9 protein-coding genes and 2 pseudogenes are annotated in these 15,719 nt (G+C 41.4%); 3 read left to right on the top strand and 8 right to left on the bottom strand.

Annotated features, from left to right (window positions below):
• Positions 1 to 65: 65 nt before the first annotated feature.
• From lpdA to tnpA, 7 genes and pseudogenes are all read right to left on the bottom strand, one after another.
• Positions 66 to 1,496, bottom strand: coding sequence for a dihydrolipoyl dehydrogenase (gene lpdA, locus NG743_RS00810; protein WP_027400949.1), 1,431 nt, complete (start codon positions 1,494 to 1,496; stop codon positions 66 to 68).
• Between the two features lie 441 nt (positions 1,497 to 1,937).
• A complete protein-coding gene (locus NG743_RS00805) occupies positions 1,938 to 2,903 on the bottom strand; it encodes a hypothetical protein (protein WP_257121284.1) in 966 nt (321 codons plus the stop codon).
• Between the two features lie 94 nt (positions 2,904 to 2,997).
• Positions 2,998 to 4,035 (bottom strand): hypothetical protein, encoded by a 1,038-nt coding sequence (locus tag NG743_RS00800; protein ID WP_257121282.1) that lies wholly within the window; start codon positions 4,033 to 4,035, stop codon positions 2,998 to 3,000.
• Positions 4,036 to 4,482: 447 nt separating this feature from the next.
• Positions 4,483 to 5,364 carry a tRNA pseudouridine(55) synthase TruB gene (truB, locus tag NG743_RS00795; protein WP_193962604.1) on the bottom strand — a complete coding sequence of 294 codons (882 nt, stop codon included), beginning with the start codon at positions 5,362 to 5,364 and terminating at the stop codon, positions 4,483 to 4,485.
• A 323-nt stretch (positions 5,365 to 5,687) separates the two neighbouring features.
• The gene (locus NG743_RS00790; RefSeq protein WP_257121281.1) at positions 5,688 to 7,439 is read right to left on the bottom strand and encodes an alpha/beta hydrolase; all 1,752 of its coding nucleotides are present in this window, start codon (positions 7,437 to 7,439) and stop codon (positions 5,688 to 5,690) included.
• Between the two features lie 250 nt (positions 7,440 to 7,689).
• On the bottom strand, positions 7,690 to 8,607 hold the full coding sequence (locus NG743_RS00785; protein ID WP_257121280.1) for a DMT family transporter: 918 nt from the start codon (positions 8,605 to 8,607) through the stop codon (positions 7,690 to 7,692).
• 246 nt (positions 8,608 to 8,853) lie between these two features.
• Positions 8,854 to 9,069 (bottom strand): annotated as a pseudogene (gene tnpA / locus NG743_RS00780) (IS200/IS605 family transposase); the annotation flags it as partial.
• A 38-nt stretch (positions 9,070 to 9,107) separates the two neighbouring features.
• Here tnpA and NG743_RS00775 point away from each other — a divergent pair.
• The 3 genes and pseudogenes from NG743_RS00775 (at position 9,108) to NG743_RS00765 (ending at position 14,513) form a co-directional block, all read left to right on the top strand.
• Entirely contained in the window at positions 9,108 to 10,193 is a 1,086-nt protein-coding gene (locus tag NG743_RS00775) for an RNA-guided endonuclease InsQ/TnpB family protein (protein ID WP_306459820.1), read from the top strand.
• Between the two features lie 533 nt (positions 10,194 to 10,726).
• A pseudogene (locus NG743_RS00770) lies at positions 10,727 to 12,302 on the top strand (group II intron reverse transcriptase/maturase).
• Between the two features lie 636 nt (positions 12,303 to 12,938).
• Entirely contained in the window at positions 12,939 to 14,513 is a 1,575-nt protein-coding gene (locus NG743_RS00765) for a group II intron reverse transcriptase/maturase (protein WP_257121264.1), read from the top strand.
• Positions 14,514 to 14,962: 449 nt separating this feature from the next.
• On the opposite strand, the gene NG743_RS00760 is transcribed toward NG743_RS00765, so the two are convergent.
• Positions 14,963 to 15,622 (bottom strand): polysaccharide deacetylase family protein, encoded by a 660-nt coding sequence (locus NG743_RS00760; RefSeq protein WP_027400987.1) that lies wholly within the window; start codon positions 15,620 to 15,622, stop codon positions 14,963 to 14,965.
• Positions 15,623 to 15,719 lie beyond the last annotated feature (97 nt).

Genomic DNA, 15,719 nt, shown 5'->3' with positions numbered 1-15,719 from the left:
ATCAAGAAGAAAGAAAATTTTTCTCTTCCCCATTACCTATGACCTGTAACTCCTTAATTCTTCTATTAACTAACCAATGCTCGTTTATAAGCTTCATCTAAAACTTCTGAAAGAGTTGGATGAGCGTGAACTAGGTAAGCAAGAGTTTGGACAGATTGACGACTGGCAATAGCGGCGGCGGCTTCATGAATTAGATCTGAGGCGTGGGGACCAAAGATATGTACACCTAAAACCTCGCCAGTATCTTTACGATAAATTACCTTGGTCATTCCATCAGTATCATTTTCCGCCAAAGCCTTGGAATTACCTTTAAAGTAACTCTTACTGGTGGCGACTTCAAAACCTTCAGTTAAACCCAAAGCATGGGCGGCTGTTTCAGTCAAGCCCACATAGCTAACTTCTGGATGGGTAAAAGCGGCGGCGGGAATACTGCGGTAGTCAACAGTTTTGTGACGACCCATCATATTTTCTACAGCAATAATACCTTGAGCCGATGCTGTATGAGCCAACATCATTTTGCCAGTAGCATCACCAATAGCCCAGAGATGGGGGATAACCTCCCCGTCTGATAATACCGCCATATTATCATTTACAGGAATAAAATTACGGCGATCAAGAGCGACTCCCACAGAATCTAACCCAAGATTTTGCGTAGCTGGAACGCGACCGGTAGCGACCAAACAAGCATCAACTTCAAGAACTTCTAAATCTTCCTTAGTTTCAAAGTCAGCCAACTCAATGATTACTGGTGAACCAGGAATAATTTTTTTAGCGTAGATACCGACCTTAGTTTCAATATCACGGGGGTTAATTAAGACCCGTTCTGCCAGTTTAGCAATGTCTCGATCAAATCCTGGCATTAACTCACTCAGGGCTTCAATTAAGGTGATTTCACAACCTAAAGCCGAGTAAACATCAGAAAATTCTAAGCCAATGTAACCGCTACCAATAATCGCCACCCACTTGGGTAGAGTTTCTAATTTAACGCCTTGGTCACTGGTAAATACGGTTTTGCCGTCTACTTCAATTCCGGGAGGAACGAAGGGAACAGAACCAGGCGAAAGGATAATATCTTGGGCTGTGATGGTTTTCTCACCTTTGTCTGTGGTGATGGTAACTTTTTGTGTACCAGACACCTTACCCCAACCCCGAATAATCTCCACTCCCAAGCGCTTGAGACTGTTGGTTAAGTCCCCTTGAATTTTGGCAACGAGATTGTTAGCATGATCAGCGATCGCTTGTCGTTCAAACTCCACATTACCAATTTGAATTCCCAAAGACTTGAGATGATGGGCATTACGTAATTCCCTCACCTTTCCTGAAGCCGCCAGTAATGCCTTAGAAGGAATACAACCCCTGTTTACACAAGTTCCTCCCATATCTCCAGCTTCAATAATCGCCGTTTTCAGACCGCAACTGATAGCGTGTAAAGCAGCACCATGTCCGCCCACACCAGCGCCGATAATCACTAAATCGTAATCAAATCCAGGACTCACTTTTATTTCCCCGTTATCTTCGCCTATTATCAACTTAACTTTTTTGTGTAACTTTCTCAAATTAACAAAAAATAACGGAGAAGCTCTTGTGTCTCCCCGTTATTTTTTGTGAGTGTTTAATTAGAGTAAGCCACAAAATAAATGATCCTGTTTTGTCATGCTGAGTGCAGCGTTCGCGGAGCGTGGCGTTAGCCATAGCGAAACATCTCAAGAGATTCTTCACTACACTTCGTTTCGTAATGCCTCTGGCACGCTGCGCTAACAGAATGACATTGGGCATTTCTTTTTGTGGAGTTCTCTTAATTATGTTTGAGACTAGTAGTTCGTCAAATTTATTTTGACAATGATCGGGAAAAAACTTCTGTTCTTCCCTCCCCTACCCCCGGTGCCTCTCTTCTCCCCCTGCTTGCCTTCACCCGTCATTTTCGGGTTGACAGACTACTAGTTGACCGCTGCTCTCAATTCTTTTAGCACCTTACCAATTTCCACAAAATCTTGGTTTTCTGAAAGCTGTTGCAAAGTCACCGGACTGCTTTCTTGGATAATTTGGTTGTAGGTATTAATAGCATTATGCAAATCGTTGATATCTACCTCTACGCTTGCTAAAGTAGCATCAGCCGTTTGGGCAATAACTGGGCTAAATTTTAAAGCTTTAGTGCTGGCCACTAAATATTTTTTTGGTAACTGAACTGAACTGGAACTTTGTGTAGTAGGAGAGGAAGCAGGGGTGGTGATTTTAATTAAGGTGAATATAAATCGTCCTGCCAATGCTGGACTAACACCAGCCTGCCTTAATATCTCCGTAAATCTATTCGATTCACCCCGTCTGATTGCTTCCGGCTGCCTGAAAGCTACAAGAACTTTACTATTTTCCTTGGTGAATATATTGATGGCAACACGATTGAGTTTGTCTTGACGCTCTGCTGTAATCCTAAGTGAATTTCCTCGTGATGTGCGGACAATGGTAACAGGACTGCCACTTTGACCTCCGGCATTCCCCACACTAGAACTTGTATTACCATTGGAGCCAGTAGTGCCACCACCACTTATGCTCCCACCAGTCCCCAGACTAGAACTCGTATTATCATTGGGATTGGAATCAGTATTACCATTGGAGCCAGTAGTGCCACCACCACTCATGCTCCCGCCAGTCCCCACACTAGGACTCGTATTATCATCGGGATTGGAATCAGTATTACCATTGGAGCCAGTAGTGCCACCACCACTTATGCTCCCACCAGTCCCCACACTAGGACTCGTATTAATTGGTCCAATGTTTCCACCACCACTCATACCACCTGCTGTACCCAGACTAGGTGAAGTTTGGGATTGGCTTGGTTGCTGCCAATTGATTGCCAGTAGGGGAGTGAGAGTGAGAGCCAGAATAAAAGTTCTGATTTTTAACATGGTGATTTTATCAGGATTGAAGTGTTTATTTAGGGTTGGCTGAATAAAGGTAGAAACAATAACAGATGAGGTGTTCAGACTTTTTCAACCAGATCTATTTGGGTAAGAAATTGAAACCATAGCCTATGCTGAGAACAAATACCGTACCGCCAAAGCTAGTATCTGTGAGATCTGCACCTACGGCATTAATTGTCAAGGGAATAGTAGATATAGGGACGAAAGAAGCTCCAACGTTGAAACCAACTCCACTCCAGCCCATACCCACACCGATTTGGGGATGAACTTGTACCCCAACTCCAGCAAATACACCCGTATTTGCATTACCTGTGCGAAAATCGCCACCACCGGCTCCTATGGAAAAGGAAATGGGCATTTTATTAACAGTATCGTTAGGCTTTAATAGGGAGTAACTTGTAACTACACCATAGGCACTGGAAGGTCTAACTGATTCCCCTTTAACGTGCTGTGCAAAAGACTTCCAGCCAGCAGCCGCAGCTATTTGAGTGTTGCCTTGAGCATAGACAATGCGGTTAGCTTTGAGGTCAAAAGTTCCGTTGTAGCCAAAATTTTTGATACTACCAATGTTGTAGCCAAGTTCTAGACCAACTAGTTTCCGGGCATCTCCTAACCCAAAACCCATACTGATACTCCCGTCTGGTTGAGTTCTAGCTTTACCAGTGGTTGCTGCGGATGCCCCTAGGAAAACGTCACCCCAGGTAGCTCCAAAGGCGCTTGGTGTAGCAAAGGTAAGCGAAGGAGAGTAAGTACGTTTGAGTGGAATTACTTTGACCAGAGGGTCAACTAGTAAATATTGGCGTAATTTATCAGTATTAAGTTGACGTTTATCATTTGGTGCTGAAGTATCTGTTTGAGCAGTGATCCATGATTGTTTTTGATAAAGTAGAGGTTCAATCTTCCGCCCTGACTCTACGTTTTTCGCTAAGACATCTTGGAGATCCGGCAAGTTAGTCTTTAATTGAGCTTGATCAGTTATTAATTCTTTACTGCTATGGGTTTTAGGAGTTATTTCATTTGTTGCAGAAGCAGGGGTAACTGAAAGAGCGGTGATAGCCCATATATAGCTTAATAAAGTTGTACCTATGAACTTTAGCCAATTTGGGCGTAATAACATACATAAAAATTTTGCCTTTCTCAAAATTCTACTCCTCACGACGGTTATATGCGCCCGAATGTATATTAGAGTAATTCCCGAAAAACAGTAATGTACAGGATAAATTATGCTATTTTTATGAATTTTCTGTGAATTTATCAGGAGAATTATGAACTTATCATGAGAATGTCAAAAACCTTTTCAGGTTAAGTAGGTTGGCGTTGAAAATTGTCGTTGGGGCAAGGCAATAGGCAATAGGCAAGAGTAAAAGTTTTCCAGACTTGATATTACTGATAACTTCTTCTAAATCCTACTGATAGCGCAGCGTGGCGTTAGCCATACTCCCGAATGGGCGCAGTCCCTGCGCCCCCACCTCCTGATAGCGCACCGTGGCGTTAGCCATACTTCTAGCCCTCACAGATAACTTTTATGGCTTACGCTACGTTATCAGCAAACCCTATTTAATTTTTAATTGGGATATTCAAAAAACACCATTTGAGGGATTAATAAATCATGTGCTAATTTCCCGATTCCTAAAAAATTGGTTTCTGTTTCATAAACTCGTACAAAGTCGTCAATAACCAGATTGAGGGGAATTTTTTGACCTTGACACCATTTTTTAGCTGATTCTGGGGCTAGATTTACGGCTTTGAGATGTTGTAATGGTGTGTCTGCGGATATTGGTTGAAATGTGCTGTTTTCGATTTCGGTGGCTAAGTCTGTAAAGCTGAGACTGGTTGGAAGCTGGAAACTGCTGCTTTGTGTGCGAATTAGGGCAGATAGAGTGCCACCTGTGTTGAGTATTGTACCTAAATCACGAGCGATCGCCCGAATATATGTTCCCGCCCCACAAGATATGGCTATATCTAATTCAGGAAAATCTCCGTCTCGCCAGTCTAATACCTGAATTTGGGAAATTTCGACTGTTCGCACCGGAACTTCGACTATTTCCCCTTTTCGGGCTAAATCATAGAGGCGTTTGCCATCAACTTGAATGGCGCTGTAACTGGGGGGGATTTGCTCAATTTTACCGATAAACTGGGAAAGGGACGTTTTGATATTTTCTAAATCTAATCCTGGACAGGGTGCAGAGGTAATAATTTCCCCTTCTAAATCATCTGTAGTAGTTTGTATTCCTAGCCGGACAGTGGCTTGATAAGCCTTTTCTCCCGGTAAATATTGTAATAATCTGGTGGCTTTACCCAAGGCTATCGGTAATACTCCGGTAGCTTTAGGATCTAAAGTTCCTGCGTGTCCGACTCGTTTCATCCTCAGTAGTTTTCGGACTTTGGCTACGCAGTCATGAGAAGTCCAGTCAAGTGGTTTGTTTAAATTGAGAAAGCCTTGCACAAGTTTAGATTTTAGGGTTGAGATTTTTTATTTTCACACAAATAGGAGTTCTGAAATATCGCTAACGCCACGCTACGCTACCAAAAGGTAGGGGCGCAGGGCTTGCGCCCATTCGGGAGTATGGCTAACACCACGCTGCGCTACCAGGAGTTCTTCAAGAAGTTGGGGAATCTAAATTAAATGTAATAGAGAAACACCAATACCCAATACTGTTCGGTTAAGACTAAAAAACAAAAATACGTAGGTTGGGTTGAGGAACGAAACCCAACATTTTCAATGATTTGTTGGTTTTATACAATAGGTTGTTTACGTGGAAATTTTCGTTAACCGAACAGTATTGCACCAATACCTAGCAGCCAAAATCCAAAATGGACGATAGTATGAGCAAGTTTCTTTTTAACAGGTTTGCTGTCTTGAAGATTACCTAAAATTGGTGCTAATTTGAGATGATCAAGGGACTGAACAAGGTTTAAACCCAGGGACTGACTAGAAATACTTTGAGCGTAGGCAGCATTCAGATAAGGCAGATATTCTGGTTTTCCGGCTATGTAAGTTTGAAAAAAGGGTAAACTTAACGCATTCATGTAATCATGGGCTTGGGAAGCATCACCTACCATATCTGTTGGTAATGCCATTTGTGTACTGTCAGGATTGCTATTACCAATGGTAGAAAAATGAGTACCACCAAGTAGCATAACTAAGTATTTTTCGGGATGAATAATCCAGGAAAAAGGGACAATTTGCTCATATAAAGTTGGGGCAACTGTGTCTTCACTACTACCGACAATCATGACTGGGGTATGAATTTGGCTTAACCCGGCTTGTCCGAAAATAGAACTGGTAATCGGATTAACAGCGATCGCCGCCTTGATTCTGGTATCTTGTAAATTGTAATCTTGTCCTGACTGGTTGGGCAATTCTAAAGCCCGACATTGCAACAATAAAGACATATTCCAAGTATTTCGCAATTTGTCAGGATGACAGTCTGCTTGTAGTTGGGAAAAGTTAATTTTTGCCCCCGCCAAAGCTAAGGCGGTATAACCTCCTAAAGACTGACCAAATACTCCCACCTGTTGTAAGTTTAGCCGCTGCTGAAATTGTGAATCTGACTCTAATTGATCTAAAATATATTTTATATCTAAAGGTCTATCTTTAAATTCATTAGGGTGTGTAACTTGATTACTATTACCATTTATTAAAGATTTTAATTGTTTAGCATCGCTACCAGGATGATTGGGAATTACTACAGCAAACCCATGTTTAGCTAAATGATTTGCTAAATAACGAAAGTTACTACTATCCAAACCTAACCCATGAGAAATCACAATCACAGGCACAGGATTTTGGCTATTAGGAATATATATATCTGTGGTTAAATGCCGATTACGGACTACATCAAAGAACTTAATTGTTTGTTTCTTGGTCGATAAAATTACTGGATTTGAAAATCTTGGTAATTGAGAAAAATTAGGATAAGAAATTTGATCAGCTTCTAATTTTGATGCTTGGATTAATGCGGAAATAGTTGTTTCCGTATCGTTGATCATTTTCTCTAACTCACCAGCAACTTTTAGACTGGAAGCCACATCAATCTTAATATTATTTTGAGGATATTTGCGTAATAAATTTAATAAATTTAATCCTTCCGGTTCAGCAGCAGCAGCAATTAAAGCTGTACGTAATGACCCAGAAGTAAATTTTGAATAATCAGATTTAGTTTTAATTAACCCTGCTAATCTTTGTAAGATAAATTTCCCTTGTTGGGTGTCAAGAAATTGGGAAGTTACAGCCGGACTAATTTTCAGTGGTTGAACTAAAATTTTCCTTAATTCTTGGAGTTTGTTTGTAGGAATATATTGATAATAGCCTGCTAAATCTGCATTAATTATCCCATATTTTGCATAGCTTTCTAAGGCACTAATAGGAATAGAAATTTCTAGTGCTGAATAGGAAGCATGAATTTGTTCTGCTGCCATAACCGGGTTACTTATCCCAAATGTTGGCAGCAATATGGACAAAATCAGTGTTAGAGAATTTTTTATGAGGGTGCTGCCCCAATTACCAAACATATTCATCGCTTAACTTTTGTGGTGATGTTGTTGAGCGAGGCTCAAATTTTGGTAGTGATTCAAACACCCTGTTAAACTATTCTCAATAGTGCCTATCGCAGACTACACAAACAAAATTTCAGACCGTTTGCGATTAGTTTGCTTTGAATTACTAAGACTTCTTTTAGGATTATAATAAATACATGAATTATCTACATCAGTATTTATTATGTATTTTTCCTGATTAATAAAATCTAAATAATGCTAATTAATCCTATTAATTAGGTTTGCATAATGCAATAGATATAGAACCAATAACTACAAAAAATGCTCCAGTAACACCTACTAAAGAAATATTTTCTGGAGAGATAATATTAGGAGTAACTACGGACATCAACCAACCGGAAATTAAAGTAATAATCGGAGCTAAAGCTAATACAGCACCAACTCTTGAGGCTTGCCAATGTACTAAAGATTCAGCAAAAGCACCATAGGCGACGAGGGTATTTAAAGCGCAAAATATCAAAGTTGAAAAATAGAAAGTATCCAGGGTGAGAATTGTGTTAGTTTTTGCCAATGGCGTGAATAATAAAGCACAGCCACCGTAAATAATCAACATAATGTTTGCTGAAGATAACGATTGCAATAACTGTTTTTGTGATAAGGCATAGATAGCCCATGCTATTGCCCCGAAAACAATCAAGCCGCTACCTAGTAAATATTCACCTTTGGCTGTGATAAGATTAACTAATTGGGCATGAAAAAATAGTGCAAAACCCAAAGTTAGTACAGCTACACCTAGCCATTGATACAATGTATAACGTTCGTTAAAAATGACTAATCCACCGAAACTTAATAACACACTAGATAATTGAATGATCACCTCAGCATTAGCTGGAGCGGTCAATGCTAAACCTTGCATAAATAGAAAATAGTTAGCAGCTAAAAATATAGTAGCAACTACTAATAATTGCCAAGAGGTAGCACGTAATTGTTCTAAGGTTGGTAATTGTTGCTGAAACAACAAATAAATTGCCAGTAAGAAGAAGGAAGTTAAAAAGCGAAACCAAATAACGGTGTAGACATCTAGCTCTTGTAGTGTTACCGTCAAAGCTAGAGGTAAAACTCCCCATAAAAAGACAGTTACCAGTGATAAACTTAGACCCAAACGCCAACGACCAGAACTTTGATGCATGATTAATAATCACTAAAGGACAAATCATTTTTACATAATAATTCAAGTACCAGGAATATTTAATTACTTCTTTCCATTGGCTATGAGTCCGGGTAATATTAATTTTAGCCATACTTCTCGCAGAGACAGGGAACAGGAAAGAAAGAATGAATAAAGATACACGAAAAAGATCCGGGAGTTTGGTAGCCCCGTCACGAAGCGAGCGGGGTGGAAAAACGACACGAGCAGATTTATCTGCATTCAAAATTAATGTCTTTCATGGTGTGGATCGTTTATATATGCCATCACGTTACTAGTGCTTACCTTGCCCGAAGTATCATAAAAATAGCTTCTAGTCCAGAGTGACGGGAGTTTTTTTAATTCTGGAAACTCTTCTCTCAATAACTTAGAACTACGGCCTTTAAAAGCTTTGACAACATCACAGATAGGTGTTTTTTCGTCATACTCTATAAGCAAGTGAACGAAACAATAAACATTTTAATGCTGGCTATGCTTCGGCAATGCAACAAACTTGTTTTTGTGTTGGTGAAGCTTTCAAATCATTTAAACAATTACTAGCAAAATCTAAAAAAGGGGAATTAAACCAAAAACCGAGAGTACCTAATTATAGAAAACCCGGAGGTTTATTTACTGTCACGTACCCAAAAAAATGGTTAAAATTAGTAGATAATTTAATTAGGTTTCCACTAGGTAATCAAGTCAAAGCATGGTTTGGGATAACTGAATTTTTCTTACCAATGCCTTCAAATCTGGAATGGTCTGACATTAAAGAAATTCGCATACTCCCTAGAAACCGTCAATTTTATGCTGAGTTTGTTTATCAAACTGAAACGTCGATTATTGAGATTGACAAATCTAAAGTAATTGGCATCGACCACGGTATCGATAATTGGTTAACTTGTGTTTCCAACGTGGGAACATCCTTCATAATCGACGGATTACATCTAAAATCTTTGAACCAATGGTATAACAAAACAGTTGCCAACATCAAAGAAGGAAAACCCCAGGGTTTTTGGTCTAACCGACTTGCAGCGATTACCGAAAAGCGTAACCGTCAAATGCGAAACGCTGTTAATAAAGCTGCCAGAATTGTCATCAACCATTGCATAGACAATAAAATCGGCACTATTGTTTTTGGATGGAATGAGAGGCAAAAAGACAGTGCTGATCTGGGCAAAAAGAACAATCAAAAGTTTGTTCAAATACCAACAGCTAAACTCAAAGGACGCATAGCCCAATTATGCGAACAATACGGTATTATTTTTGTGGAAACTGAAGAGAGTTATACCTCAAAAACATCGTTTTTAGATAATGATGTTCTACCTACATTTGGTGCAAAACCCGAAGGGTGGAAATCTAGCGGAATTAGGATTACTAGAGGTCAATTTAGAACCTCAACTGGAATCAAAATAAATGCAGACTGCAACGGCGCAGTTAACATAATCAAAAAAGTAGCTGCGATATTTAAGTTTGACTTAAGTGGAGTAGGTAGAGGTGCTTTAAGTGCGCCTAAGAAAGTTCTTTTGTGGACTCTTCAGAAATCCCCGCGTCTTCAGACCGGGGAAGCTTGTGCGATTCGTTGTTAGTTAAATCACGGTAATCAGTCCGTACATAAACTAACCAGCCCAACCTAGTAATAGGAAAAGGCTGAACTCTCGGTCTGATATGGGTGAAAGTCCCATCTACCAGACTCAGGTATGACTCCCTATCTGCCCACGATGACCCGACTCGGTTTCGGGAGGTCGAAGCTGGGAACAGGGCGCAATCAGACATCCGTTGTGGGGTGACACTGGTGCTAACGGGGAGTTCCTATGGTGAAACAGAGCCTCAAAAAGCAACCTAACCGGAAGCAGGACACAACCCAAACAACCTGACTTTACTGGAGTTAATTCCCGCCGCATCTAAGCTTAATAGCGGCAAGAGTCCTGGGAATCCAGTGGTTGAATTGGCTACACCTAACGGAACTAACAATCAACCGAGGGAACGAATAAAAACGGATTGAGGGTCTAAGGGTGGTCGAACCCTAAGTAGGCTGGACGAGCAGCGGAACTCCCTCAATTCGGGTAGGACAGACCGTAATTGGTCTGAGGTGTTCAGAATACACAAATTGGAGCAGAGCATGATTAGACACAGAGACAACTCTAGTGAATCCTGGAAGACATTACCCTGGAAGAAATTCCGCCGTAATTTATTCCGCCTACAAAAACGAGTGTACAAAGCGGTTCAAGTTGGCGACAAGCGCAAAGCAAAGTCCCTACAAAAGCTGATTCTGAAATCAACCGCAGCAAGATTACTGGCAATCCGTCAAGTAACACAGCTAAATGCTGGGAAAAAGACAGCGGGAATAGACGGTAAAACCGCGCTCTCATTCGAGCAAAGGTTTCAACTGAATGAAAAGCTCAGAACCGAAGCTAATAACTGGAAACACCAGGGATTACGCGAAATACCCATTCCCAAAAAAGGATGGTAAAACCCGGATTCTCAAAGTCCCCACTATTGCGGACAGGGCGTATCAATGCCTTGTCAAATACGCATTAGAACCAGCACACGAGGCAACTTTCCACGCCAGGAGCTACGGTTTCAGGACGGGACGTTCAGCGCATGACGCACAGAAAATCCTGTTCATAAACTTATGTTCCACGCGAAATGGAATAGATAAAAGGGTTATAGAACTCGATATCGAAAAATGTTTCGACAGGATAAACCACACCGCCATTATGGATAAACTCATCGCTCCTAAAAGCATAAGACAAGGAATCTTCCGATGTCTCAAAGCCGGAGTTAATCCAGAGTTTCCTGAACAAGGAACACCCCAAGGTGGGGTGGTAAGTCCACTATTAGCTAACATCGCCTTAAACGGGATTGAAAGTATTCATAGATATCACGAGAAATCTAATCGTAGAATCACTGACAGAACCTCAAAGGAGAGTATTGTTGAACCATCTATCCGATACGCGGATGATATGGTAATAATACTTAGACCTCAAGACGATGCCACAGAAATACTTGACAAAATCAGTCAGTTCCTAGCAGAGCGGGGAATGAAAGTCAGTGAGAAAAAGACAAAGCTAACCGCCGCGACAGATGGGTTTGATTTCCTCGGCTGGAATTTTAAAGTCCAGAAAAACGGGAAGTTTAGATGCGTCCCATCAGTGGATAATTTTAAAGCTTTTCGCAAGAAAGTAAAAGCCATCGTCAACAACTCGAATTATGGTGCTACCACAAAGGCTGAGAAATTAGCCCCTGTAGTTAGAGGTTGGAGGAATTACCACCGCTTCTGCAAGATGGACGGGTCCAGAAACTCGTTATTCCACATCGAAACAAGAGCATTCAGGGTATTCAATAAGGAAGCAAAACAGAATCGCCACACTAGCAAGCAATTACTAGATAAGGCATTTCCAGTAATCCCTTACTCCGAAAACAAACATATCAATGTCAAAGGGGAAAAATCACCCTACGACGGAGATTTAACTTATTGGAGCGAACGCAACAGTAAGTTATATGACGATAACACCTCTAGAGCAATTAAACGGCAAAACCATAAATGTGGTCATTGTGGGCTAAAAATGCTTAGTGATGAGAAGGTACATCTTCATCATGTTGATGGAAACCACCAAAACTGGAAAACTAAAAACCTTCTAGCCATTCACGAAAGCTGCCACGATTATATTCACATGAGCAAAAGCGAAAGCTAAGAACATCGGAAGCTGGGTGCGGTGAAAGTCGCACGCCCAGATTTAACAGAGAGGAGCGCGGGATAAGACCCGCCTTCGACTCTACCGTGCGATTCGTTGTTAGTTAAATCACGGTAATCAGTCCGTACATAAACTAACCAGCCCAACCTAGTAATAGGAAAAGGCTGAACTCTCGGTCTGATATGGGTGAAAGTCCCATCTACCAGACTCAGGTATGACTCCCTATCTGCCCACGATGACCCGACTCGGTTTCGGGAGGTCGAAGCTGGGAACAGGGCGCAATCAGACATCCGTTGTGGGGTGACACTGGTGCTAACGGGGAGTTCCTATGGTGAAACAGAGCCTCAAAAAGCAACCTAACCGGAAGCAGGACACAACCCAAACAACCTGACTTTACTGGAGTTAATTCCCGCCGCATCTAAGCTTAATAGCGGCAAGAGTCCTGGGAATCCAGTGGTTGAATTGGCTACACCTAACGGAACTAACAATCAACCGAGGGAACGAATAAAAACGGATTGAGGGTCTAAGGGTGGTCGAACCCTAAGTAGGCTGGACGAGCAGCGGAACTCCCTCAATTCGGGTAGGACAGACCGTAATTGGTCTGAGGTGTTCAGAATACACAAATTGGAGCAGAGCATGATTAGACACAGAGACAACTCTAGTGAATCCTGGAAGACATTACCCTGGAAGAAATTCCGCCGTAATTTATTCCGCCTACAAAAACGAGTGTACAAAGCGGTTCAAGTTGGCGACAAGCGCAAAGCAAAGTCCCTACAAAAGCTGATTCTGAAATCAACCGCAGCAAGATTACTGGCAATCCGTCAAGTAACACAGCTAAATGCTGGGAAAAAGACAGCGGGAATAGACGGTAAAACCGCGCTCTCATTCGAGCAAAGGTTTCAACTGAATGAAAAGCTCAGAACCGAAGCTAATAACTGGAAACACCAGGGATTACGCGAAATACCCATTCCCAAAAAGGATGGTAAAACCCGGATTCTCAAAGTCCCCACTATTGCGGACAGGGCGTATCAATGCCTTGTCAAATACGCATTAGAACCAGCACACGAGGCAACTTTCCACGCCAGGAGCTACGGTTTCAGGACGGGACGTTCAGCGCATGACGCACAGAAAATCCTGTTCATAAACTTATGTTCCACGCGAAATGGAATAGATAAAAGGGTTATAGAACTCGATATCGAAAAATGTTTCGACAGGATAAACCACACCGCCATTATGGATAAACTCATCGCTCCTAAAAGCATAAGACAAGGAATCTTCCGATGTCTCAAAGCCGGAGTTAATCCAGAGTTTCCTGAACAAGGAACACCCCAAGGTGGGGTGGTAAGTCCACTATTAGCTAACATCGCCTTAAACGGGATTGAAAGTATTCATAGATATCACGAGAAATCTAATCGTAGAATCACTGACAGAACCTCAAAGGAGAGTATTGTTGAACCATCTATCCGATACGCGGATGATATGGTAATAATACTTAGACCTCAAGACGATGCCACAGAAATACTTGACAAAATCAGTCAGTTCCTAGCAGAGCGGGGAATGAAAGTCAGTGAGAAAAAGACAAAGCTAACCGCCGCGACAGATGGGTTTGATTTCCTCGGCTGGAATTTTAAAGTCCAGAAAAACGGGAAGTTTAGATGCGTCCCATCAGTGGATAATTTTAAAGCTTTTCGCAAGAAAGTAAAAGCCATCGTCAACAACTCGAATTATGGTGCTACCACAAAGGCTGAGAAATTAGCCCCTGTAGTTAGAGGTTGGAGGAATTACCACCGCTTCTGCAAGATGGACGGGTCCAGAAACTCGTTATTCCACATCGAAACAAGAGCATTCAGGGTATTCAATAAGGAAGCAAAACAGAATCGCCACACTAGCAAGCAATTACTAGATAAGGCATTTCCAGTAATCCCTTACTCCGAAAACAAACATATCAATGTCAAAGGGGAAAAATCACCCTACGACGGAGATTTAACTTATTGGAGCGAACGCAACAGTAAGTTATATGACGATAACACCTCTAGAGCAATTAAACGGCAAAACCATAAATGTGGTCATTGTGGGCTAAAAATGCTTAGTGATGAGAAGGTACATCTTCATCATGTTGATGGAAACCACCAAAACTGGAAAACTAAAAACCTTCTAGCCATTCACGAAAGCTGCCACGATTATATTCACATGAGCAAAAGCGAAAGCTAAGAACATCGGAAGCTGGGTGCGGTGAAAGTCGCACGCCCAGATTTAACAGAGAGGAGCGCGGGATAAGACCCGCCTTCGACTCTACCAAAGCTAATGCAATTCTGAAGCAAGCCGGATTACCTAAAGCCTTTTAGAATGATCGTTTTTGAGGGAGTAAGGACGATAGCGAAGCGCTGCTGCAAGCAGTTCGCTTTTTGGGATGTGAGGGGCGATGAGAGGGCGATCGCTTGTCAGTTCGCTTGTTGGGGATATGGAGGGCGATAGCGAACGCGAGTGCGTCCCGGAGGGAACTAGCGCTGCTGCAAGCAGTTCGCAAGGGTTGTGATTGCTTCCCTTCCCTCGCAATGACTGTAAATATTTTTGTCCAATTACTTATGAGCCTTTTCAAAAATTATTCTTAATAAGGGTTAAAGAATCGCTGTTGTGGTGAATATGAGAGCGATTAACTGTTACCAAAAACTATTAACATTCACAAACTCATACCCTTGTTCTAATAATTTGGGAATCAAAATATTAATAGTTTCCGCCACATCTTTGCCACCAAAATAGCCATCATGCAAGACAATTAATGAACCGTTTTTAACTTGCTTTATAACTCGATTTACCACAACATTTACACCAGGATGAACCCAATCTTCAGGAACTACACTCCACATCACTGGACGATAATTCCACTGTTGAAATAATTGTAATGTTTGAGGTGTGAAAAAACCGTTGGGAGGACGCACATCTCGTACTTGTTCGGGGGTTAAATTACAAGCATTATAAATAGCAACTTGGGTTTTTTCTAAACTTTGTTTGAGTTGGGTTGACGAAAGTAGGGGAAAAGAATCATGTTCATATCCATGTAGTCCGATCCAGTGTCCTTGTGTGCTAACTGTTTTCGCAGTTTCTGGAAACCGATTCACACAATTTCCTAACCAGAAAAAACTAGCGGTAATGTTATAACGCTTTAAAACCGATAATACTTGGGGTGTGTATTGGGGATGAGGTCCATCATCAAAGGTAAGGGCGATAGTTTTACTGTTTGAGTTTCCACACCATAGACAATGGGGAAAGGTGGGTTGGAGAAGCCGATAAACAAGGGGAAATAGAGGTGCAAATTCCATTGTTAAAAATATCTTTGTAACAAAAACTGTAACAACAACCTAATTTATGATCACACTGGTTTAAATTGGTAAAAAATCTGCGGGTAATCCCTGAACG

The sequence above is a fragment of the Dolichospermum heterosporum TAC447 genome (genome assembly GCF_024584745.1).
Lineage (GTDB): Bacteria > Cyanobacteriota > Cyanobacteriia > Cyanobacteriales > Nostocaceae > Dolichospermum > Dolichospermum heterosporum.
This window is presented reverse-complemented; position numbering and strand designations above follow the sequence as displayed.

Excerpts from the sequence above, each read along its gene's own strand:
- NG743_RS00790 (WP_257121281.1), bottom strand. The coding sequence starts at position 7,439 with ATGAATATGTTTGGTAATTGGGGCAGCACCCTCATAAAAAATTCTCTA.
- NG743_RS00785 (WP_257121280.1), bottom strand. The coding sequence starts at position 8,607 with ATGCATCAAAGTTCTGGTCGTTGGCGTTTGGGTCTAAGTTTATCACTG.
- NG743_RS00775 (WP_306459820.1), top strand. The coding sequence starts at position 9,108 with ATGCAACAAACTTGTTTTTGTGTTGGTGAAGCTTTCAAATCATTTAAA.
- NG743_RS00765 (WP_257121264.1), top strand. The coding sequence starts at position 12,939 with ATGATTAGACACAGAGACAACTCTAGTGAATCCTGGAAGACATTACCC.
- NG743_RS00760 (WP_027400987.1), bottom strand. The coding sequence starts at position 15,622 with ATGGAATTTGCACCTCTATTTCCCCTTGTTTATCGGCTTCTCCAACCC.
- NG743_RS00805 (WP_257121284.1), bottom strand. The coding sequence starts at position 2,903 with ATGTTAAAAATCAGAACTTTTATTCTGGCTCTCACTCTCACTCCCCTA.
- NG743_RS00800 (WP_257121282.1), bottom strand. The coding sequence starts at position 4,035 with ATGTTATTACGCCCAAATTGGCTAAAGTTCATAGGTACAACTTTATTA.